Here is a 23,396-nt window from a genome sequence, read left to right as displayed (position 1 = left end):
TCTGTCAACCTGTTTTTGTTGAAAAGCATAGCAGACCGAGATAGATCGACTCCGATGTTGGAACAACGAATGTGCGATTAAGCCTGTGAAGCTAGACATAAATACCGGGGGGTTATTTAATTAACCCCACCGGATTGAAGCAAAATATATTTATTCAGCGCTCACTGCTACTTCAGTTTCGTTTTTCTTTGCATCAACAATCTTGATTTGACGGTAACGTTGCATACCAGTACCCGCAGGAACGAGTTTACCAATAATAACGTTTTCTTTCAAGCCAAGTAGTTCATCGCGTTTCCCTTTAATTGCCGCGTCAGTTAACACACGCGTAGTTTCTTGGAATGACGCTGCCGATAAGAACGATTCTGTTTCAAGTGAAGCTTTTGTAATACCGAGAATAACTGGGCGACATGTAGCAGGGATTTTCCCACTTAACACGGCTTCCTTATTCGCTTCTGCAAATTGGTGAATGTCTAGTAATGAGCCAGGTAATAGCTCAGTTTCGCCAGCCTCGATCACACGCACTTTACGAAGCATTTGGCGAACCATTACTTCGATATGTTTGTCACCGATTTCAACACCCTGCATACGGTATACTTTTTGAACTTCTTTCAACAAGTAAACTTGTACTGTTGAAACATCTTTAACTTTTAACAATTCTTTTGGATCGATTGAACCTTCTGTTAATACTTCACCGCGTTTAATTTGATCATCTAATTGAACTTTCAAACGACCATTATACGGAGCAAGGTATTTACGTGTTTCAACGTCACCTTGAACTGTAATTTCTTTTTGACCTTCACGAATTTCTTCAATCATAGAGATAACTCCAGTAATTTCAGAAATAACCGCTTGACCTTTCGGGTTACGAGATTCGAAAATCTCTTGGATACGTGGAAGACCTTGTGTAATATCGTCTCCAGCAACACCGCCCGTATGGAACGTACGCATTGTTAACTGCGTACCTGGTTCACCGATCGATTGGGCAGCAATAATACCAACTGCTTCTCCAACTTCAACGTCTTCACCAGTAGCTAAGTTAGTACCGTAACATTTTTTACATACCCCGTGTTTCGTGTTACATGTAAATGCCGAACGAATTGTAAGTTCTTCGATTCCAGCATCCAAAATAACGCGAGCTGCGTCTTCTGTAATTAAAGCATCTTTCGCCAAAATAACTTTTTTGGTTTCTGGATGGTAAATTGTTTTACGTGTATGACGACCAACAATACGCTCGTCAAAACCTTCAATAATTTCTGTGCCATCCATTAATGCGCCAATCAATAAGCCACGGTCCGTTCCGCATTCATCTTCACGAACAATAACATCTTGAGCAACGTCAACTAATCGACGTGTTAAGTAACCTGAGTCAGCAGTTTTAAGTGCTGTATCCGCAAGACCTTTACGAGCACCATGTGTCGAGATGAAGTATTCAAGAACTGTTAAACCTTCACGGAATGATGATTTAATTGGAAGTTCGATAATACGACCGGCTGGATTGGCCATCAAACCACGCATACCTGCAAGTTGAGTAAAGTTGGATGCGTTACCACGCGCTCCAGAGTCACTCATCATGAAGATTGGGTTTAAATTGTCTAAGGATTTCATTAGTTTTTCTTGTATTACATCCTTAGCTGCACTCCAATACGAAATAACACGATCATAACGTTCTTCTTCTGTAATCAAACCACGACGGAATTGCTTCAGAACTTTATCTACTTTATCTTGAGCTTCGTCTAATACTAAACCTTTGTCTGGAAGTACCACGATATCTGAGATACCAATTGTAATACCAGCACGAGTTGAATATTTGAAACCAAGGTTTTTCATACGGTCAAGCATTCTAGACGTTTCAGTAATATGGAAACGTTTAAATACTTCTGCAATAATGTTCCCAAGAATTTTCTTCTTGAAAGGTGATACAAGTTCCTCTTCGGCAATATGTTTTCTTATATTAGTCGTAGTTGGAACAAAATATTTAGACGGCGTTTCAACTTGAAGGTTGAAGTCCGTAGGTTCGTTAATGTAAGGGAAAGTTTCAGGTAAAATTTCATTGAAAATCACTTTACCTACAGTTGTTAATAACAACATTTTGTTTTGTTCTTCAGAGAATGTTTGGTTATTCAATGAACCTGCTGAAATGGCAATACGTGTATGCAAATGCGCATGTCCGTTTTGGTATGCAATTAATACTTCATTTGGACCATAGAATGTAGAACCTTCTCCTGTTGCACCTTTACGCTCAAGTGTTAAGTAATAGTTACCTAAAACCATATCTTGAGATGGTGTAACAACTGGTTTTCCATCTTTAGGATTCAAAATGTTTTGTGCAGCTAACATTAGTAAACGAGCTTCTGCTTGCGCTTCTGCTGATAAAGGAACGTGAACTGCCATTTGGTCACCATCGAAGTCAGCGTTGTAAGCTGTACATACCAGTGGGTGAAGACGAATTGCACGACCTTCTACTAATGTTGGTTCGAAAGCTTGAATACCTAAACGGTGAAGCGTCGGTGCGCGGTTTAATAAAACCGGATGCTCCTTAATGACGTCTTCCAATACATCCCAAACTTCTGAATGCATACGTTCAATTTTGCGTTTCGCACTCTTAATGTTGTGAGCTAAGCCACGTTCAACAAGTTCTTTCATAACAAATGGTTTGAATAATTCAATTGCCATTTCTTTTGGAAGTCCACATTGATACATTTTCAAGTTTGGACCTACAACGATAACCGAACGACCAGAGTAGTCAACACGTTTACCTAGTAAGTTTTGACGGAAACGACCTTGTTTCCCTTTTAACATATGAGAAAGTGATTTCAATGGACGGTTACCTGGTCCAGTAACTGGACGGCCACGACGACCATTATCAATCAATGCATCAACAGCTTCTTGTAACATACGTTTTTCGTTTTGAACAATGATACCTGGCGCGCCAAGATCAAGTAAACGTTTTAAACGGTTATTACGGTTGATAACACGACGATATAAATCATTTAAATCAGATGTAGCAAAACGACCACCATCTAATTGCACCATTGGACGAATTTCTGGCGGTATTACTGGAAGGACATCTAAAATCATCCAATCAGGTTTGTTACCAGAGTTACGGAATGATTCAACTACTTCAAGACGTTTAATGGCACGTGTACGTCTTTGACCTGCAGCGGTTTTAAGTTCTTCTTTCAGCATTTCAGTTTCTTTTTCAAGATCTAAATCTTGAAGAAGACGCTTAATAGCTTCAGCACCCATTGCAGCATAGAATTTCTTGCCATATTTTTCACGGTATGCACGATATTCTTTCTCAGACAATAGCTGCTTACGTTCAAGCGGTGTATTTGCAGGATCTACAACTACATAAGAAGCAAAGTAAATGACTTCTTCTAAAGAACGAGGAGACATATCAAGAATAAGTCCCATACGACTTGGAATTCCTTTGAAATACCAAATATGTGATACAGGAGCCGCTAATTCAATATGACCCATGCGCTCACGACGTACTTTTGAACGTGTAACTTCAACGCCACAACGATCACAAACAACGCCTTTATAACGAACACGCTTATACTTACCACAATGACATTCCCAGTCCTTTGTTGGACCGAAAATACGTTCACAGAACAAACCATCTTTTTCAGGTTTTAGTGTGCGGTAGTTAATCGTTTCAGGCTTCTTCACTTCACCATACGACCAAGAACGAATCTTGTCTGGAGATGCTAAACCAATCTTCATGTACTCAAAATTATTAACGTCTATCAAGGAGCCTACCTCCCTTAGTCTGGGTCTTTAAAAGAATTTATCCACTTAGCTCAGGCGGATAACTTTTATCGAAATGGAAATGCGGGCAGGTATGGAGGCCTGCCCTTATTTCTTAACATGTTTTTATATATACCGTATCGGCAGCCTTTATTCGGCTGTACCTACTGGCACTCCGTCCGTTGTTGGCAGGATATTTAGTGCATCAGTTGGGTGAAGATCGTCTTCTTCATCCAAATCACGCAGTTCAATTTCTTCGTCGTCGATGGTTAACATCTTAACGTCCATACCTAAACTTTGAAGTTCTTTTATTAATACTTTAAATGATTCTGGAACACCTGGTTGTGGTACGCTCTCACCTTTAACAATGGCTTCGTATGTTTTCACACGACCCACCACGTCATCGGATTTCACAGTCAAGATTTCTTGAAGTGTATAAGCAGCACCGTATGCTTCAAGTGCCCAAACCTCCATCTCACCGAAACGTTGTCCACCGAATTGTGCTTTACCACCAAGCGGTTGTTGCGTAACAAGAGAGTAAGGTCCAGTTGAACGTGCATGTAATTTATCATCAACCATGTGGGCTAATTTAATCATATACATAACACCGACAGATACACGGTTATCAAAAGGTTCACCAGAGCGTCCGTCATACAATGTTGTTTTACCATCACGGTTCATACCAGATTCTTCCATCGTGTCCCAAACATCATCTTCATTGGCACCATCAAATACTGGTGAAGCCATATGAATGCCAAGTTTACGAGAAGCCATACCTAAGTGTAGCTCTAATACTTGACCGATGTTCATACGAGATGGAACGCCTAGAGGGTTAAGCATGATATCTACTGGAGTACCATCAGGCATGAATGGCATATCTTCTTCTGGAAGAATACGCGAGATAACACCTTTGTTACCATGACGTCCAGCCATTTTATCTCCAACAGAGATTTTACGTTTTTGAACGATATATGCACGAACGAGTTGATTCACACCAGGTGGAAGCTCATCGCCATCTTCGCGATTAAACACTTTAACATCCAAGATAATTCCGCCGGCACCATGAGGTACACGAAGGGATGTATCACGAACTTCACGTGCTTTTTCACCAAAGATTGCATGTAATAATCGTTCTTCAGCAGTTAACTCAGTAACCCCTTTAGGCGTTACTTTACCTACTAAGATATCGCCATCGCGAACTTCCGCACCAATTCGGATGATTCCACGCTCATCAAGATTACGAAGCGCTTCTTCTCCTACGTTTGGAATGTCACGAGTGATTTCTTCAGGTCCAAGTTTTGTATCACGAGATTCTGACTCGTATTCTTCGATATGCACAGAAGTGTACACATCGTCTTTTACAAGACGTTCACTCATGATGACTGCATCTTCATAGTTATAACCATCCCATGTCATGAATGCCACAAGTACATTACGTCCAAGTGCCATTTCTCCACGTTCCATAGATGGACCATCAGCTAGAATATCAAGAGGATTTACGCGATCGCCAACCTTAACGATTGGACGTTGGTTGTAACTCGTCCCTTGATTCGAACGAAGGAATTTTTGTAATTTATATTTTGTTAAATCGCCTTTAACTTCTTTGCCATCGATTTCTTCAATGCGACGAACTCGAATTTCTCTCGCTTCTACATGCTCAACGATACCAACAAATTTAGCAATAACGGCAGCTCCAGAGTCACGCGCATTCACATGTTCCATACCTGTCCCTACAAAAGGAGCTTCAGGGTTTAATAACGGAACTGCTTGACGTTGCATGTTCGCACCCATAAGGGCACGGTTGGAGTCATCGTTTTCTAAGAATGGGATACAGGCTGTTGCAGCAGAAACTACTTGTTTCGGCGAAACGTCCATATAATCGATTGCACTACGTTTGAATACCGTGTTATCACCACGGAAACGACCAACAACTTCTTCATCAGTAAATTGTCCATCGTCATTTAGACGTGCATTAGCTTGCGCTACTACATAATTATCTTCTTCATCAGCAGTTAAATAGTCGATACGAGCTGTTACTAAACCTGTCTCAGGATCAACGCGACGATAAGGTGTTTCAATGAAGCCAAATTTGTTCACTTTCGCAAAACTAGAAAGCGAGTTAATTAGTCCAATGTTTGGACCCTCAGGCGTTTCAATCGGACACATACGACCATAGTGAGAGTAATGAACGTCACGTACTTCAAAGCCAGCACGTTCACGTGTTAAACCACCGGGTCCTAATGCCGATAGACGGCGTTTGTGCGTCAATTCAGCAAGCGGATTTGTTTGATCCATGAATTGAGACAACTGAGAACTACCAAAGAACTCTTTTATAGAAGCAATAACCGGTCGGATATTGATCAATTGTTGTGGCACGATTGATTGTGTGTCGTTGATAGACATACGCTCACGTACTACACGTTCCATACGAGAAAGACCAATACGGAATTGATTTTGTAATAACTCTCCTACTGAACGTAAACGACGGTTACCTAGATGATCGATGTCATCCGTGTTTCCAACGTTGTAAAGCAGGCCGAAGAAATAACTAACAGAAGAAATAATGTCAGCAGGTGTGATGTTTTTAATCGCATCTTCAATGTAAGCATTGCTGATAACATTGATTTCTTGTTGAGCTTCATTGTTTGGAGCAAAGATTTTGATTGTTTGTAACGTGATATCGCCTTCTAATACGCCACCGACTTGAGAGATTGTTTGGAATCCGATACCATTTTCAAGATGTGGAATTAAACGGTCGAGTAAACGACGGTCAATCAATGAACCTTTTTCCGCTAAAATCTCACCAGTTTCTGGGTCAACAAGCGTTTCAGCCACTGTTTGGTTAAACAAACGGTTTTTGATGTGCAGTTTTTTGTTCATTTTGTAACGACCTACATTTGCTAAGTCATAGCGTTTTGGGTCGAAGAAACGTGAGTACAACAGACTTTTCGCACTTTCAACTGTTGGCGGCTCGCCTGGACGTAGACGCTCATAAATTTCAAGCAACGCTTTGTCTGTGCTTTCCGTATTATCTTTTTCAAGAGTATTACGCAAATATTCATTATCGCCAATAAGATCGATAATTTCTTGATCAGAACCGAAACCAAGTGCACGTAAAAGAACCGTTACAGGCAATTTACGCGTACGATCAATACGACAGTAGACTACGTCTTTCGCATCAATTTCAAATTCTAACCATGCACCACGGTTTGGAATGACTGTTGTTCCAAAACCTTTTTTACCATTTTTATCTGTCTTATCATGGAAGTAAACACTTGGTGAACGAACTAACTGAGATACGATTACGCGCTCAGCACCGTTAATTACGAAAGTACCTGTTTCTGTCATGAGTGGGAAATCACCCATAAAGACATCTTGTTCTTTCACTTCATCTGACTCTTTGTTATAAAGACGTACTTTTACGCGAAGTGGTGCCGCATAAGTTACATCTCGTTCTTTGGATTCGTCGACTGGATACTTAGGATCTCCTAAAGTATAATCGATGAATTCAAGTGAAAGATTACCTGTGAAATCTGTGATTGGAGAAATGTCTCTGAACATTTCACGCAAGCCTTCTTCCAGGAACCATTCATAAGATGCTGTTTGAATTTCTATTAAATTCGGAAGTTCTAGCACCTCTTTAATACGCGCAAAACTTCTACGCTCGCGGTGTTGTCCATACTGAACTAGTTGACCTGCCAACTCATTCACCCCTCAATAAAGCAATATTAGGACTTTTCGGCACACCATATTTAGTGTATGATGTCGAAAAGACAAAAAGAAAACGAGTTCTATAAGAGCTCATTTTCGGTTAAACACATTTATTCTTGGTAAGTATACCCACTTACAAAATAGCTTTATACAAAAGGGCACACGACCGCAAAATAATATTTTTGCATTTTATTATAATATCATAGCGATTTTGTCAAGTCAAATAATCATTTGACCTTCTTGGCCTTAATGATCCAGTAACCTCTTACCTTATCGACTACTTCAACTTGACCGAAAGTTTCTTCTAATCGATCGAAAGTTGATGGAGCTCCTTGTTTCTTCTGAATGACAACCCACAATTCTCCACCCACACATAACTTCGTATAGGCATCTATATAAAAACGAAAAATCGTTTGTTTCCCAGCACGAATAGGCGGGTTTGTTAAAATTGCAGCAAAGTCAGTTTCAGTAACTTCGGTAAATCCATCACTTTCATAGATTCGTACATTTTGTACCCCGTTTACTTCCGCATTTTTGCGTGAAAGCTGCACTGCACGTTCATTAATGTCAACCATGTGAATTGTACGATTTGCATCAGATTTGGCAATGGACAACCCAATAGGTCCATATCCACACCCAACATCTAACACTGGTCCTTCAGTTACTGGCATTACAAACGCGTCAATTAAAACACGGGAGCCAAAATCTACTTCGCTTTTACTAAAAACCCCTGTATCAGTTTCAAATTGAAACATTTCATCACGCAGTGTAGCACTCCATGACTTAGGCTTACTTGCTGTTTGAGGTTTTTTTGAATAATAATGATCAGCCATTCCGGGCACCCTCCAACCTGTCAACTAAATGAAGAAAAAGCCCGCCGATAACTGACGAGCTTTCCAAAAACTATTAATAGAAATTATTTTACTTCTACTGTAGCGCCAACTTCAGCAAGCTTAGTTTTGATTTCTTCTGCTTCTTCTTTAGTTACTGCTTCTTTAAGAGCTTTAGGAGCGTTGTCTACAACTTCTTTAGCTTCTTTAAGACCTAAACCAGTGATTTCACGAACTGCTTTGATTACTTTGATTTTTTGATCTCCTACAGTTGTAAGGATTGCATCAAATTCAGTTTGCTCTTCTTCAGCAGCAGCACCGCCACCAGCAGCCATAGCCATTGGTGCAGCAGCTGTAACGCCAAATTCTTCTTCGATTGCTTTTACTAAGTCGTTTAATTCAAGAACTGTCATACCTTTGATTGCTTCAAGGATTTGAGTGTTGTTCATTGTATTTTCCTCCTAATAGGACTATTTTTTTGTTTGGGATATACCCAGGGTTAAAGAGTTAAGCCGTGTAACGAATTACGCGCCTTGCTCTTCTTTTTGTTCTGCAACAGCTTTTGTTACAAGTGCAAAGTTGCGCATTGGAGCTTGTAGAACGCTGAGTAGCATTGACAACAAACCTTCGCGAGAAGGAAGTTCTGCTAGAGCTTTAATATCATCTGAAGTTGCGATAGCACCTTCAATGACACCAGCTTTGATCTCAAGTTTATCGTTCTTTTTAGCGAAATCGTTAATGATTTTCGCTGGTGCTACTACGTCTTCAGTAGAAAACGCAATTGCGTTTGGACCTGTAAGGCTTTCATTCAAACCTTCAAGACCTAATACTTCAACAGCACGACGAGTCATTGTGTTTTTATACACTTTGAATTCGACACCTGCTTCACGAAGTTGTTTACGAAGTTCTGTAATTTGACCTACAGTCAAACCACGGTAGTCAACTACTACTACAGTAGCTGCAGTTTTGAACTTCTCTGTAATTTCTTCAACTCGAACCTTTTTAGTTTCGATTGCTCTGCTCATCTGGACACCTCCTAATAGAATGAGTCATTTATACCGCCAAAAGAAAAGCCCCTGGTCTATGGATATAGACACAGGGGCTGAAACGTCATCTTTAAAAAGAATCAGAATGCATGTCCTCGGTAGGATCATTACGCGACAAGTCGCACCTACTGTCTACGGTACAAATAAATATTTTACAACAAAAATCATCTTAACAGATAGACTCTATACTGTCAATATTATTTGCTAACTTTTACACTTGAAGAATCCACTTTTACAGATGGACCCATTGTCGTTGTAATGTTAACAGATTTCATGTATGTCCCTTTAGCTGCAGCTGGTTTAGCTTTTTGAACAACATCAAATACTGCTAAGAAGTTTTCAACTAACTTGTCGTCTTCGAAAGAAACTTTACCGATTGGCGCATGAATGATACCAGCTTTGTCAGCACGGTACTCAACTTTACCAGCCTTGATTTCTTCGATCGCTTTAGTTACGTCGAATGTTACAGTTCCTGTTTTAGGGTTTGGCATTAAGCCTTTAGGTCCTAAAACACGTCCTAATTTACCAACTTCACCCATCATATCAGGAGTAGCTACGATTACATCGAAGTCAAACCATCCTTGTTGGATTTTGTTGATGAACTCTGTATCGCCAACAAAGTCAGCGCCAGCAGCTTCTGCTTCTTTAATTTTTTCGCCTTTAGCGAAAACTAAAACACGTTGAGTTTTACCAGTTCCGTTTGGAAGTACTACTGCTCCACGGATTTGTTGGTCATTTTTACGTGTGTCGATACCTAATTTGAATGCTACTTCAACTGTTGCGTCAAAGTTAACTGTGCTAGTTTTTTTAGCAAGTTCGATTGCTTCTTTAGCTGCGTACACTTTAGTACGGTCAACTAATTTAGCTGATTCTTGTAACTTTTTACCTTTTTTAGCCATTTTGAAAATTCCTCCTTGATTGTGGTTTTAACGGGTTAAACCTCCCACGAATAAGGGTTGCGTGTCCTGAAGACATTCGCAACCCTCCAAAAACTAATGCATCATCAAGTTGCAGGGATTAGTCTTCGATGACAATTCCCATGCTACGCGCAGTACCTTCAACCATCAACATCGCTGCTTCAACTGATGCTGCGTTTAGGTCTGGCATTTTTTGTTCAGCGATTTCGCGAACTTTATCACGCTTCACCGTTGCAACTTTTTTGCGGTTTGGTTCACCAGAACCTGACTGAATTCCAGCCGCCACTTTAAGTAATACTGCTGCAGGTGGAGTTTTTGTAATGAATGTAAATGAACGATCTTCAAATACAGAAATTTCAACAGGGATAATTAATCCAGCTTGATCTGCCGTACGTGCGTTGAATTCTTTACAGAATCCCATAATATTAACACCTGCTTGACCCAATGCTGGACCAACCGGCGGTGCTGGATTTGCTTTACCAGCAGGAATTTGTAACTTTACTACTTTAACAACTTTTTTAGCCACGAGACACACCTCCTTAAGTCCGTGATGTGGTAATAGGGTTGCCCCTCCCACTCAATATCTGTCTGTCAGCTACTAGCTGAGCATAAGCTAAAATTTTTGCAGACTAATAACAAAATCAGTCTGACCTTTGAAATAATACCATTTTTCTAAAACTTAAGCAAGTGACTTTTGAAAAAGGTACTAAGATTTAATTATTGATGGATCGTTTTCCATTAAAGATTTACCATGTCTAGTTGCAAGCGCCAGCTCGCACCTAAGCTTCAGACCCTCAGGCGAAAGCAAGCTTCCGCATCGATTCTTCCAGCGCCGGTGTCGAGCTAAAGTGGCGCTTTCCACTTTTCTAATTACATTTTGATAACTTGATCGTAGTCAAGTTCCATTTTCGTTTCGCGTCCAAACATGTCGACAGAAACCTTCAACTTGCCTTTAGCGTCATCGATTTCTTCCACTTTACCTTGGAAGTTTGCAAATGGTCCTTCAAGCACTTCTACCATTTCACCAATAGTATATAGTGCTTCAAGTCTACGTTCTGTCATGCCCATTTGTTTCAAGATGAAAGTAACTTCTTCATCTAACAATGGCGTTGGTTTCGCACCGCCACCTGATGAACCAATAAATCCAGTTACACCCGGCGTGTTACGTACAACATACCAAGAATCATCCGTCATTATAAGTTCTACTAAAACATATCCAGGGAATGTTTTACGCATAACAACTCGTTTTTTACCATCTTTAAAATCTGTTTCTTGTTCTTCCGGGATAATTACTCGGAAGATTAAATCTGACATGCCCATTGTTTCGACACGCTTCTCAAGATTTGCTTTTACTTTGTTTTCGTATCCAGAATACGTGTGAACAACATACCAATTCTTTTCCATAAGTAGCAGGACTGTTCGTCCGTCCCTCCATTTCTTAGACAAATGAAAAAACCCGTTCTCTGTTTATAACGGGCTATTTTCACAATTATAATCTGTTATCAAATTACAGTGCAAGGAACCAGCGTACTGCTTCTGAAATTCCCAAGTCAATTATCGAGAAAAATATAGCCATAACAACAACTGTTGAAAGAACGATCACCGTGTAGCGAGTCAATTCTTTACGTTTTGGCCAGCTAACTTTTCTCATTTCCGAGACGACATTACCAAAGAAACCGCTAATATTAGCCATTCTAATTAAACCCCCGAATTAAAAATATCTATATTTATTCTTACAGTGTTTGTATATCAAACACTCTCTTATTCTTCTTTCGAAGTAGGAACTGTATAGGTAAGTGAACCATATTGCACACAGCTTAAGAAGACTTTTTAGGCATATTATTACTTTTTAAAGTCAGCATTTGTCTTTTTAAAGACTATCACCTACTGTTTAGACTGTCAACAACCGCTCAGAGGATGCGTTTACCGAACTCCACTAATTTCAATATGACGTTCCAACTTCCGCTTCACTCGTTGCAAGGCATTATCTATCGATTTCACATGGCGATTTAATTCTTCAGAAATTTCGTGGTACGACTGTCCATCTAAATACAATGCCAATACTTGTCGTTCCAATTCACTCAAAATTTCACTCATTTTTTCTTCCATATAATCGAAATCTTCACGATGAATCATTAATTCTTCTGGATCATCAATGACAGAGCCTGAGATTACATCCATTAAAGTCCGATCTGATTCTTCATCAAATATCGGCTTATCTAAAGAAACATATGAATTCAACGGAATATGTTTTTGACGTGTAGCCGTTTTGATAGCGGTAATAATTTGGCGAGTGATGCAAAGTTCTGCAAATGCACGAAATGATGACAGCTTGTCTCCTCTAAAATCACGAATTGATTTGTAGAGGCCAATCATACCTTCTTGAATGATGTCTTCTTTGTCGGCTCCAATCAAGAAATACGATCTTGCTTTCATTCGTACGAATGAACGGTACTTGGTAATTAAAAAATCCAACGCGTCTGTATCCCCATTGTGGACCAGTGCCACAAGCTCGTCATCTAGCAAGTCTTCAAATCGGTGAAGCTTAACGTGTACATGGTCACTTTTTGTCAACAATATCACCTCGACTAGTTCGCATAGTTTGACACTAGTATACAGGAAGTGGAAATCGAGCGTCAACGGCTCATTTCATCCCTCTGCGCCATTTTTCAAAAATTTCTGCCACTTCATTGGGTAGTTGAATTTTCGAGAAAGGTCTTTGTTCTTGAATCGCCTTGACTTTCTTCGTGATATTATCTTGCACTAATTCCATTTCAATTTCTAGTTCACGAGCAGATATCCTTAGAGCCCCTTGCGCAAAGACGACCCATTGTTCGGTTAAATCTGACGTCGCAACATGTACTTGGTCACGTCGTGTCATTAACTGGATGGTTAGCTTTTCAATGCGCTCGTCGGCCGTTTCATTTTCTCGTGTAAATATAACTTCAACATCATATTGTTTTTTCTTTTTTTCAATACCCGGCACAAGATGTGCATCAAAGACCACGATGACTCTCCAACCAGAAAATGCTTTATATTCCGCCATCATTTCAATTAGACGGTCTCTAGCATCAATAAGCTTGTCCGCTTTTAACGCACGTAATTCTTTCCATGCGCCGATCATGTTGTAGCCATCGACGAGTAAGATGTCCATCTCAGTTAACCGGTTGGCGGTTCCGTAACACTTCATACATCAAGATAGCAGCTGCAACAGATGCATTTAACGACGTTACTTGCCCAACCATCGGCATGTGATAAAGGAAATCGCATTTCTCTTTAAGTAAGCGACTCATTCCTTTACCTTCACTACCAATGATAATGGCAAGCGGTAATTTAGCATCCATACGACGATAGTCAGATGATCCTTTTGCATCTGTTCCTGCAATCCACAAGCCTCGTTTTTTCAAATCTTCCACAGTTTGCGCTAAATTTGTGACGCGCGCTACTGGCACATGCTCAATTGCACCTGTAGAAGTCTTCGCTACAACACCCGTCAGTCCTACTGCACGGCGTTTAGGGATAATGACTCCGTGTACTCCGGTAGCATCTGCTGTACGTAATATCGAACCTAAGTTATGAGGATCTTCTAACTCATCTAATATCAAGAAGAACGGATCTTCGTTGCGTGAAGCTGCAAGTTCGAAGAGTTCGTCAATTTCTGCGTACTTGTAAGCAGCAACCGACGCAGCAATTCCTTGATGATTGGCTCCGTCCGTTAATTGTTCAACCTTGTTTTTCGGTACAAACTGGACAATTATTCCCGCTGCTTTTGCCAGTTCCATGATTTCAGTAATCCCCGCTTTTTTAACACCTTCTGCAATCCATACCTTATTCATCTCGCGTCCCGCTCGAAGTGCTTCTAGTACTGGATTTTTACCTGATAAAATTTCATTTTCATTAGTTTGTTCAGTCACGATGGGGTCTCTCCTTTCGGTTCTTCTATAATAGTTATGGCTTTTTCGATAATTTCTTGCACGCGATTGAAGTTCCCCAGCAAGTATAAACTGCCGAGGACCGCTTCAAATGCAGTACTATATTTATACGTTTGCACATCTGTGTTTTTTGGAATGCTACCAGACTTGGCATTACGCCCTCTTCTAAGCACCGCTTCTTCTTCTTCTGTCAAAAACTTTTCTGTCAACATCACACGAACGACTAACGCTTGTGCTTTCGCCGATACATATTTAGTGCCCTCTTTATGCAAAGTGTTGGGTCTGACACGCCCAGAACGAATTAAATGTTCACGGATGGCTTGTTCCAGAACCGCGTCGCCCATATACGCAAGGGCGAGCGAATTTAATTGCAACACATCCATAGATCGCAGTGTATATTCTTTATTCATCCGCGTTTCCAACGTATGCCTTGTGCCGTGTCTTCTAAAATAATATTCAATTCTTTTAATTGATCTCGAATCGCATCTGCTCGAGCAAAGTCTTTGTCTTTACGTGCTTGGATTCTCGCTTCAATTAACGCGTCGATTTCTTCATCTAGTACTTCACTTTGCACTTCTACTTCAATACCTAAGACAAGTGCCAGTTCTTTTAATGTGTCCATGAATGCAGAAAGCACATGTGCTTCCGTATGTTTTTCGATTAAGTACAGATTCGCTAAACTTGCTAGCTCAAATAATGCAGCAATTCCATTGGCTGTATTAAAATCATCGTCCATCGCTGTCGTGAATTGCGTACGGACTTCTTCGATTTTGTTTAACCAAATATCTTTATAATCACCAAGCTCAGGAGATGCTTCAAGTCGATGAGCTAAATTAGCATACGACGTACGAATGCGCGCTAAACCATTTTCCGCATTTTCAACAAGCTCTTGAGAGAAATTGATTGGATGGCGGTAATGAACAGACAACATAAAGAATCTCAACACTTGCGGATCAATTTGTTTACGAATGTCATTCACTAATACAAAGTTTCCAAGAGACTTCGACATTTTTTCATTATCAATATTGATATAGCCATTATGCATCCAGTAACGAGCAAATGGTTTACCTGTATAGGCTTCGGATTGAGCTATCTCGTTCTCATGATGTGGGAATGTTAAATCTTGACCGCCAGCATGAATGTCGATGGTGTCCCCTAATAGTTCACGAGCCATCACTGAACATTCGATATGCCAACCTGGACGCCCCTTGCCCCAAGGACTTTCCCAGGAAATTTCACCTGGCTTAGCGTCTTTCCATAAAGCAAAATCAAGAGCATCGTCTTTCTTGTCGCCCGTTTCAATTCGTGCTCCAATTTTTAAATCATCTACTGATTGATGAGACAATTTACCGTAGCCTTCAAACTTGCGCGTTCTGTAATAGACATCGCCTTTTGACTCATAGGCATAGCCTTTTTCGATTAGCACTTTTATGAAATCAATAATGTCATCCATATGTTCTGTTACACGCGGATGGGCGTCTGCTTTCTGGCAACCAAGTGCACTGACATCTTCAAAGTAGGCCGCAATAAAACGTTCCGTTAATTCCGACACATCTTCACCCAGTGCTTTAGCTGTATTAATAATTTTGTCGTCAACATCTGTAAAGTTTGAAACGAAATTGACATCATAGCCACTGTACGTTAGGTAACGACGGACGGTATCATAAACGATGACGGGACGTGAATTACCAATGTGGATGTAGTTGTAAACTGTTGGTCCACATACATACATCTTCACCTTGCCCTCTTCTAGTGGTACAAAGGGATCTTTTTGACGTGTTAAAGTATTGTAAATATGAATGCTCATTTAACGTTTCGCTCCTTTTCAACTTGTTGACTCACGTGTTCAATTTGTTTATGCAAGACGGCAATTTTTTCTTCTAGCATATTACATTTATCGGCAACTGGATCTGGCATATCTTGATGATCCAAGTTTCGTTTTACTTTTACTCCATCTTGTACAACGATTGTTCCTGGAATACCTACAACAGTAGAGTTGGGTGGAACATTTTTTAAGACAACTGACCCAGCACCTACTTTGCTGTTTTCACCAATGGTAATTGACCCAAGCACTTTTGCGCCTGTGGCAACTAACACATTGTCATGTAAAGTGGGATGGCGTTTCCCTCGTTGCTTACCAGTCCCCCCAAGCGTAACTCCTTGGAAAATCGTTACATTATTGCCTATTTCACAGGTTTCCCCAATGACCACACCCATACCGTGATCGATAAAGAAGCGACGACCAATTTTAGCTCCTGGGTGAATTTCGATTCCAGTGAAAAAACGACTCACTTGGGACACGACTCTTGCCAGGAAAAAGAATTTCCGTAGAAAAAGTGCATGTGCGACACGATGTGACCACACTGCATGTAAACCAGCATAGGTAAGTACTACTTCAAGTACGCGTCTTGCTGCGGGATCTTGTTCGAAAACGACTTCAACATCTTCTTTCATTCGACCGAACATCATCAGTCCTCCTCTAATTAATTATCTTACGTGCATTTCAATACATCGTTAACTTGGGTAACCTTTCCCTTCAGAAATGAGCCTGCAGCGAATAGCGAAAGGGCTCCCATTCAGGGTTTCACCATAAAGGTTGAAACGAATTTAGCTGGTTTTTTTCGCTACGCTGCTGTTTGAAAGAAAGAATCGTTTATCGTGCGTTTCAATAACTAGTTAACTTGGTTAATGGGACACTTTTTGATGATTTCTTTCGATTGTGAACTATTTAACGCTCATTTCAGCGTGTTTATCACTCACTTTGAATGATTTATCGCTCACACACGTCTCGCTGCCAAGTTAACTTGGCGAGACCTCTTTCTGCTTTTCTTGCCCAAAATAAAAAGCGCCTCTGTCAGTAACTGACAGAGGCGCTGTAATTGCGCGGTTCCACTCTGATTGGAAGGATAAGATGCATGCCTTCCCACTTGGCGTCTGTAACGTAGACGATACGGCTCGCTTACTAAAAATTTCAGCTGAGCACTCAGAGGTGCATTTCCATAGTGCCTTTGCTCAGACCACTTTCAGCCGGTGGTGGTCCTCTCTAAAGAGCGTGCCTTATGTACTTCTCCTCTTCAAAGCTTTCACATAATATATGCTTAAAAGATAGCTTCATTCTCACACCAACTGGAGTGAAAGTCAATATTATTGTTTCGCGTATTTCTCTACGCGTGCAATGACTTTTTCTTTGCCAATCAACGAAATGGCACTTGGTAATTCTGGACCATGAGTTTGACCAGTGGTTACAACACGAATTGGCATAAATAAGTTTTTGCCTTTATGCCCTGTTTCTTTTTGTACGGCTTTAATGGCTGCTTTAATTGCATCTGGTTCAAATGCTTCTAGTTGCTCTAGCTGCGTTTTGAATGACGCCATTACTTCAGGCACTTGTTCACCAGCTAATACAGCAGATGCTTCTTCATCATATGTTAGTTCATCTTTAAAGAATAGGTCAGTTAGCTCAGTAATTTCTGAACCGAAACTCATTTGCTCATGATAAAGAGCGATAACGCCTGTAGCCCATTGTTTTTCTTCAGCTGTCAATGTTTCAGGTAAGCGACCCGCTTGTTGTAAATGAGGCAATGCAAGATCGACCACTTGGTCTAATGAAAGTTGTTTCACATATTGATTATTCGTCCACGTTAATTTTTGTTTATCAAACATGGATGGTGATTTAGATAAACGATTGACGTCATACAAACGAATAAGTTCTTCTTTCGAGAAGATCTCGTCTTCTCCTTCAGGCGACCAGCCAAGAAGTGCAAAGAAGTTGAACATGGCTTCAGGAAGGTATCCCAAATCTTTGTATTGGGCAACGAATTGAATAATCGATTCATCACGTTTTGATAATTTTTTACGGTCTTCGTTAATGATTAATGTCATATGGCCATAGTGAGGTGCTTCCCAACCAAATGCTTGGAATACCATGATTTGTTTTGGTGTATTTGATAAATGCTCTTCTCCACGGAAAACGTGTGAGATTTTCATGAAATGGTCATCTAATACAACCGCGTAGTTATATGTTGGGATACCGTTTGTTTTAATAAGAACCCAATCGCCTACGTCTTTTGATTCAAATGTAACTGAACCACGAACTAAATCTTTAAATGTATACGTAACGTCAGCTGGCACACGCATACGAATTGTATACGGAATTCCTGCAGCTTCTTTCTCTGCCACTTCTTCTTTAGTTAAGTTACGGCATGTCCCCACATACATGGGCGCAGCGATTCCTTTAGCTTTTTGCATTTCACGTTCCTCATCTAACTTTTCAGTTGAACAGAAACATTTATACGCATGGCCATTTTCAAGCATTTCTTCAGCGTGTTTTTTATAAATATCAAGACGTTCCATTTGACGGTAAGGTGCATATGGTCCACCGATATCAACAGACTCATCATAGTCAATTCCTAGCCATTTCAAATTCTCTAGTTGGGATAGTTCGCCACCTTCGATGTTACGTTCAATGTCCGTATCTTCAATACGTACGATGAATTTACCGCCGTGATGACGTGCAAATAAATAGTTAAATAATGCGGTTCTTGCTCCACCAATATGTAGATTACCTGTTGGACTTGGTGCGTAGCGTACGCGAACTTCTTGTGTCATATGTGGTTCCTCCTCGAATACGTGCTAAACTTTGTTCAGTTTAACACAGGTCATGCCTATTTTTGAATGAGTAAAATCGTTGCTTGCGCTGCAATGCCTTCGCCACGGCCAGTAAAACCGAGTTTTTCAGTGGTTGTCGCTTTTACATTCACTTGAGAAGGTTCAGCATTTAGTAGTTCTGCGATGCGATCACGCATTTGTGTAATGTACGGTGCCATTTTTGGTGCTTGAGCAATAATCGTACAGTCAACATTGCCTAATTTGTAGCCTTTTTCTTCAACAATGTTCCAAATGTAAGCAAGTAGTTTCGCGGAATCCGCGTCTTTAAATTCAGGATCTGTATCAGGGAAATGGCGACCAATGTCCCCTTCACCAATAGCGCCCAGTGCGGCATCCGTTACTGTATGTAATAAAACATCGGCATCTGAATGACCGATTAAACCTTTTTCATAAGGAATCATTACGCCACCTATTATAAGGGGGCGATTTTCTGCAAATTCATGTACATCAAATCCTTGTCCAACTCTAAACATTTAGTTTCCCTCCTGCTGTCGTTTTTGTAAGATGGCTTCACCAATTAGTAAATCCTCTTGTGTTGTCATTTTCACATTATCATACGTACTTTCAACCACATGCACGTCAATATTAAGCCGCTCCACGAGCATGGATTCATCTGTGCCAAGAAAATCATCTTGTTCCGCTTGATGCTGTGCTTTTGTCAAAATTTGGGTATGGAAAGCTTGCGGCGTTTGGATCATCCACAATTGTTCACGATCTACTGTTTCTTCAATAATATGATTACGCACTCGCTTCATAGTGTCTTTCGCTTTCACACCAGCGATTGCCGCACCTGTTTCATATGCTTTTTGCGTCAATTGTTTAATAACGGATGGTTCAATGAAAGGCCTAGCAGCATCGTGAACGAGAATCAATTCCGCGTCATTGCCAACTTCTTTCACGCAAGCATACACACTATGTTGGCGTTCAGCGCCACCTGAAGGCATCCCTTTTACTTTCGTGACGTTATACTGCTCCAACATTTCTTGAATGATCATACGTTCTTCAGGCTTAACTGCTAGCCAGATACCCACGCAATCCGGATCTTGTTCAAAGACATCAAGTGTATGCATCAGAATTGGCTTACCCCGTAAGGTGAGAAATAATTTATTGCGCTCAGCCTTCATTCTTTTACCGCTACCTGCTGCCGGTAATACAACGATATAGTTCATGTGATGTATCGCCTCTTTCATTATGGAAAAGGAGGCCGCCTCAGCTGTCACATGTAGATGACAGAAAGGGCAGCCTCTTATCGTTTAACGTTCACTTATCGTGATTTACTTTCTTTTTGCAAATATCATGCGTCCAGCCGATGTTTGTAGAACACTTGTGACAATAACATCAGTTGCTTGACCAATATTAGAGCGACCGTCTTCAACGACAATCATCGTACCATCGTCTAAATAGGCGATGCCTTGGTTCTGTTCTTTTCCATCTTTAATGACGACGATATGCATTTCTTCACCTGGAATAACGATTGGCTTCACCGCATTCGCAAGATCGTTAATGTTAAGCACTGGTACTTTATGTAACTCACACACTTTGTTTAAGTTGAAGTCGTTCGTTACGACCATGCCGTCCATCTTTTTCGCGAGGCGCATTAGTTTAATATCCACTTCTTGAACATCGTCAAAATCTTCTTCTGTAATCAATAAGGCAGAAGCTCGTTCTGATTGAAGTCGCTTCAAAATATCCAATCCTCGACGTCCACGTGTACGTTTTAACGTATCAGAAGAATCGGCGATATGCTGAAGTTCCGTTAAGACGAATTGAGGAACGACAAGCACACCTTCCATGAATCCTGTTGTGGAGATGTCCGCAATTCGTCCATCAATAATAACACTTGTATCTAGCAACTTATATGATGCTTGTTGTAATGCTTGCGGGTTGTTTTCATCGAATTTCTTTTTTGGTGTAGTCGATCTGCTGGCAGTAAACATTTGCCCAATCTCATCACGTTTTTTAAAGCCAACCTGAAATCCAAGATACCCTAAAATGATGGTTAACAACACGGGTAACACTGCATTTATGACTGGCAGTTGAATGGAATCAACCGCAAAGTTTAAAAGAAATGCCACACTAAGTCCGATAATCAGGCCAAGCGTTCCAGACAATAAATCTCCGATTGGTGCAACGAGCAATCGATCTTCCATCCACTTTAAAAATTCAATTAAGTAATCAGTTAGTAATAATGCCATGACATACAAAAGAATGGCACCAATTATTACAGAAACATAGGGATTGTTCAGCCACGGGTTACGGGATAAATTAATAAGTTCGTATAATTGCGGTAATAATAGCAACCCGAGCGTTCCACCAATTAAGATAAATGTAATGCGAATAATCCACTTTAACACAAGCCCACCTCCTGTTTTTATTATACACGTTTTCACTTGGAAACACCTTTTTGACGTATATGGAATGCGGAAAGTTGCATTTGATAGTTGGCTATTTACTTCTCTTTGCTGACTTTTCGTGACTTGCTAAAGAAAGGCAGGGTCACTGATCCTACTAATGTAAATTTTCCAGTGCGCTTCGGTCGTATTCTCTGCTGCACTATAATCTAGTGAATAAAGAGTTGGGCTTGTGACTTCGTCACTCGCCCAACTCTGTTTTTTTAGATCATTCTGCGGCGGGGATTCGTCCTTCGCTCCCTGAAAACCTGAGAGCTCACAGTTAAGATCTTTTGGTTTACTAGAGAATAGACACTATTTTTATGTAGATATTCGACCGAAAATGATATTTTGGTCTCTTCCTTCATACTTTATTTCAGACGATTTTTTAAAGCTATTGGTGATACTTACTCTAAAGAAACAATAAAGGCGTGCTAGCCAGAGACACCAATGAAGGTTTCCAGTGCGCTTCGGTCGTATTCTCTGCTGCACTATAATCTGGTGAATAAAGAGTTGGCCCTCTTCCAGCTCACTTTATTTCAGATTCTTTAAAGTCAGTGGTGACACTTACTCTACAGAAGGTTAGCAACCTTGAGGAGATCACTAAATGTGTCAGGTGGCATTCCGTCTGACACTTCCTTGTTCATGACATCACTTTAAAGAAAAAATAAACGGCGGCAGACGCAGCCACAATTGCCATTCAAATTGTGGCTCTCATCAACTTCAGAAACAACTCATATCTTGAGAAAAAGCTTTCCCAGAAACGCCTAAGCGTTTGGGAAAGCTTCTTTTAATGCATCATTAATACTTTCAACGCCGATTACTTTTATCCCTTTAGGAAAATCCCATCCGCCGATATTAGAGGCAGGAATGATGGCACGTTTGAAGCCTAGTTTAGCCGCTTCTTGTACGCGTTGTTCAACTCTCGATACGCGACGTACTTCACCGGTTAAGCCAACTTCACCAATAAAACAGTCATGCGCACTAACTGCTACATCACGATAACTCGAGACAATCGTCGTTAATACAGCTAAGTCAATGGCAGGCTCATCAAGCTTCACTCCACCAGCTACCTTAATGTAGGCATCTTGTGTTTGAAGGAGCATCCCCATTCTTTTTTCTAAAACAGCCATTAATAGCTGGACTCGATTTTGATCAATTCCACTGGCCATACGTTTAGGGTAGTTAAAGCTTGTTGGCGTCACTAATGCTTGGATTTCAACTAAAATTGGGCGTGTTCCTTCCATAGAAGCAACTACTGTTGATCCTGCAGCACCTTGTGAACGTTCTTGTAAAAATAGCTCGGATGGATTTAGTACTTCTTTCAATCCACCCTGCAACATTTCAAATATCGCAATCTCGTTGGTCGACCCAAATCTATTTTTTTGAGATCGTAAAATACGATACGTATGATGACGTTCTCCTTCAAAATACAACACGGTATCTACCATATGTTCAAGTATTCGCGGACCAGCAATTTGGCCTTCTTTCGTGACATGACCCACTAAGAAAATAGCAATGTTTTTGGTTTTCGCAATGCGCATTAATTCAGCTGTACATTCACGGACTTGAGAGACACTGCCTGGCGCAGAGGTTACTTCCGGATGATGCACAGTTTGAATGGAGTCGATCACGACAAATTTTGGTTGCACGCTATCAATGGCTTCATTCACTAATTCCAAATTTGTTTCGGAATAAATATAAAGTTCAGCAGATTTCACACCTAAACGTTCTGCGCGCAACTTCGTTTGACGAATAGACTCTTCACCGGACATGTATAAGACGCGATGCCCTTTATTAGCAAGTAACGCAGATACTTGTAGCAATAAAGTGGATTTTCCAATACCTGGATCTCCACCAATTAGTACCAGTGAACCTGGCACAACTCCACCACCAAGAACCCGATTCAACTCCTCTAAATCAGTATCTACACGAGGTTCGTCCGAAGTTTCGATTGCTGTGATTGGCGTTGCTTTGTGCTGAGGACCGTCTGAATGTTGGAATGTTCGACGAGGTCCTTTTACGACCACTTCTATCTCTTCCACCATCGTATTCCATTCGTTACAACCCGGGCAACGACCCATCCATTTTGCGGATTCATAGCCACATGAGTTACACATAAATTTCGTTTTACGTTTAGCCATAATTCCTC

Annotated in this window: 20 protein-coding genes and 2 other annotated features; all 20 genes read right to left on the bottom strand. The window is 40.6% G+C overall.

Annotated features, from left to right (window positions below; translation table 11 throughout):
• Positions 1 to 150: 150 nt before the first annotated feature.
• Positions 151 to 3,753, bottom strand: a complete 3,603-nt coding sequence (gene rpoC / locus ACFPYN_RS06185) for a DNA-directed RNA polymerase subunit beta' (protein WP_377733138.1) — start codon at positions 3,751 to 3,753, stop codon at positions 151 to 153.
• Positions 3,754 to 3,900: 147 nt separating this feature from the next.
• Positions 3,901 to 7,452: a DNA-directed RNA polymerase subunit beta gene (rpoB, locus tag ACFPYN_RS06180; protein WP_377733137.1), complete on the bottom strand. Its 3,552-nt coding sequence runs from the start codon at positions 7,450 to 7,452 to the stop codon at positions 3,901 to 3,903.
• 236 nt (positions 7,453 to 7,688) lie between these two features.
• Positions 7,689 to 8,294 (bottom strand): class I SAM-dependent methyltransferase, encoded by a 606-nt coding sequence (locus ACFPYN_RS06175; protein WP_377733136.1) that lies wholly within the window; start codon positions 8,292 to 8,294, stop codon positions 7,689 to 7,691.
• Positions 8,295 to 8,377: 83 nt separating this feature from the next.
• Positions 8,378 to 8,740 (bottom strand): 50S ribosomal protein L7/L12, encoded by a 363-nt coding sequence (gene rplL / locus ACFPYN_RS06170; protein WP_377733135.1) that lies wholly within the window; start codon positions 8,738 to 8,740, stop codon positions 8,378 to 8,380.
• Positions 8,741 to 8,815: 75 nt separating this feature from the next.
• The gene (gene rplJ, locus ACFPYN_RS06165; protein WP_377733134.1) at positions 8,816 to 9,316 is read right to left on the bottom strand and encodes a 50S ribosomal protein L10; all 501 of its coding nucleotides are present in this window, start codon (positions 9,314 to 9,316) and stop codon (positions 8,816 to 8,818) included.
• Between the two features lie 32 nt (positions 9,317 to 9,348).
• Positions 9,349 to 9,493: a sequence feature (ribosomal protein L10 leader region), on the bottom strand.
• 41 nt (positions 9,494 to 9,534) lie between these two features.
• Positions 9,535 to 10,236: a 50S ribosomal protein L1 gene (rplA, locus tag ACFPYN_RS06160; protein ID WP_377733133.1), complete on the bottom strand. Its 702-nt coding sequence runs from the start codon at positions 10,234 to 10,236 to the stop codon at positions 9,535 to 9,537.
• Positions 10,237 to 10,354: 118 nt separating this feature from the next.
• On the bottom strand, positions 10,355 to 10,780 hold the full coding sequence (gene rplK / locus ACFPYN_RS06155; protein WP_016429869.1) for a 50S ribosomal protein L11: 426 nt from the start codon (positions 10,778 to 10,780) through the stop codon (positions 10,355 to 10,357).
• A gap of 344 nt (positions 10,781 to 11,124) precedes the next feature.
• Positions 11,125 to 11,658, bottom strand: a complete 534-nt coding sequence (nusG, locus tag ACFPYN_RS06150; protein ID WP_377733183.1) for a transcription termination/antitermination protein NusG — start codon at positions 11,656 to 11,658, stop codon at positions 11,125 to 11,127.
• A 103-nt stretch (positions 11,659 to 11,761) separates the two neighbouring features.
• Complete coding sequence (gene secE / locus ACFPYN_RS06145) at positions 11,762 to 11,947, bottom strand: preprotein translocase subunit SecE (protein WP_377733132.1); 186 nt, start codon at positions 11,945 to 11,947, stop codon at positions 11,762 to 11,764.
• A gap of 230 nt (positions 11,948 to 12,177) precedes the next feature.
• Positions 12,178 to 12,828, bottom strand: a complete 651-nt coding sequence (sigH, locus tag ACFPYN_RS06140) for an RNA polymerase sporulation sigma factor SigH (RefSeq protein ID WP_377733131.1) — start codon at positions 12,826 to 12,828, stop codon at positions 12,178 to 12,180.
• Between the two features lie 70 nt (positions 12,829 to 12,898).
• Positions 12,899 to 13,408: an NYN domain-containing protein gene (locus ACFPYN_RS06135; protein WP_377733130.1), complete on the bottom strand. Its 510-nt coding sequence runs from the start codon at positions 13,406 to 13,408 to the stop codon at positions 12,899 to 12,901.
• Position 13,409: 1 nt separating this feature from the next.
• Positions 13,410 to 14,168 carry a 23S rRNA (guanosine(2251)-2'-O)-methyltransferase RlmB gene (gene rlmB / locus ACFPYN_RS06130; protein WP_377733129.1) on the bottom strand — a complete coding sequence of 253 codons (759 nt, stop codon included), beginning with the start codon at positions 14,166 to 14,168 and terminating at the stop codon, positions 13,410 to 13,412.
• Entirely contained in the window at positions 14,165 to 14,596 is a 432-nt protein-coding gene (locus ACFPYN_RS06125) for a Mini-ribonuclease 3 (protein WP_377733182.1), read from the bottom strand. The genes rlmB and ACFPYN_RS06125 overlap by 4 nt, the downstream gene beginning before the upstream one ends.
• Positions 14,593 to 15,993: a cysteine--tRNA ligase gene (gene cysS / locus ACFPYN_RS06120; protein WP_377733128.1), complete on the bottom strand. Its 1,401-nt coding sequence runs from the start codon at positions 15,991 to 15,993 to the stop codon at positions 14,593 to 14,595. The genes ACFPYN_RS06125 and cysS overlap by 4 nt, the downstream gene beginning before the upstream one ends.
• A complete protein-coding gene (cysE, locus tag ACFPYN_RS06115) occupies positions 15,990 to 16,652 on the bottom strand; it encodes a serine O-acetyltransferase (protein ID WP_377733127.1) in 663 nt (220 codons plus the stop codon). Before cysE ends, cysS begins: the two co-directional genes overlap by 4 nt.
• Before the next feature lie 397 nt (positions 16,653 to 17,049).
• Positions 17,050 to 17,273, bottom strand: a binding site (T-box leader).
• A 57-nt stretch (positions 17,274 to 17,330) separates the two neighbouring features.
• Complete coding sequence (gene gltX / locus ACFPYN_RS06110) at positions 17,331 to 18,794, bottom strand: glutamate--tRNA ligase (RefSeq protein ID WP_377733126.1); 1,464 nt, start codon at positions 18,792 to 18,794, stop codon at positions 17,331 to 17,333.
• 56 nt (positions 18,795 to 18,850) lie between these two features.
• On the bottom strand, positions 18,851 to 19,327 hold the full coding sequence (ispF, locus tag ACFPYN_RS06105) for a 2-C-methyl-D-erythritol 2,4-cyclodiphosphate synthase (RefSeq protein WP_377733125.1): 477 nt from the start codon (positions 19,325 to 19,327) through the stop codon (positions 18,851 to 18,853).
• Positions 19,328 to 20,023, bottom strand: coding sequence for a 2-C-methyl-D-erythritol 4-phosphate cytidylyltransferase (gene ispD, locus ACFPYN_RS06100; RefSeq protein WP_377733124.1), 696 nt, complete (start codon positions 20,021 to 20,023; stop codon positions 19,328 to 19,330).
• Positions 20,024 to 20,128: 105 nt separating this feature from the next.
• Complete coding sequence (locus ACFPYN_RS06095) at positions 20,129 to 21,208, bottom strand: PIN/TRAM domain-containing protein (RefSeq protein ID WP_377733123.1); 1,080 nt, start codon at positions 21,206 to 21,208, stop codon at positions 20,129 to 20,131.
• 803 nt (positions 21,209 to 22,011) lie between these two features.
• The gene (gene radA, locus ACFPYN_RS06090; RefSeq protein ID WP_377733122.1) at positions 22,012 to 23,388 is read right to left on the bottom strand and encodes a DNA repair protein RadA; all 1,377 of its coding nucleotides are present in this window, start codon (positions 23,386 to 23,388) and stop codon (positions 22,012 to 22,014) included.
• Between the last annotated feature and the right edge of the window lie 8 nt (positions 23,389 to 23,396).

The sequence above is a fragment of the Paenisporosarcina macmurdoensis genome, from assembly GCF_042658845.1.
In the GTDB taxonomy this organism is placed as follows: domain Bacteria; phylum Bacillota; class Bacilli; order Bacillales_A; family Planococcaceae; genus Paenisporosarcina; species Paenisporosarcina macmurdoensis.
The sequence above is the reverse complement of the archived record's forward strand: the minus strand, read 5'-3'. Positions and strand labels throughout refer to the sequence as shown.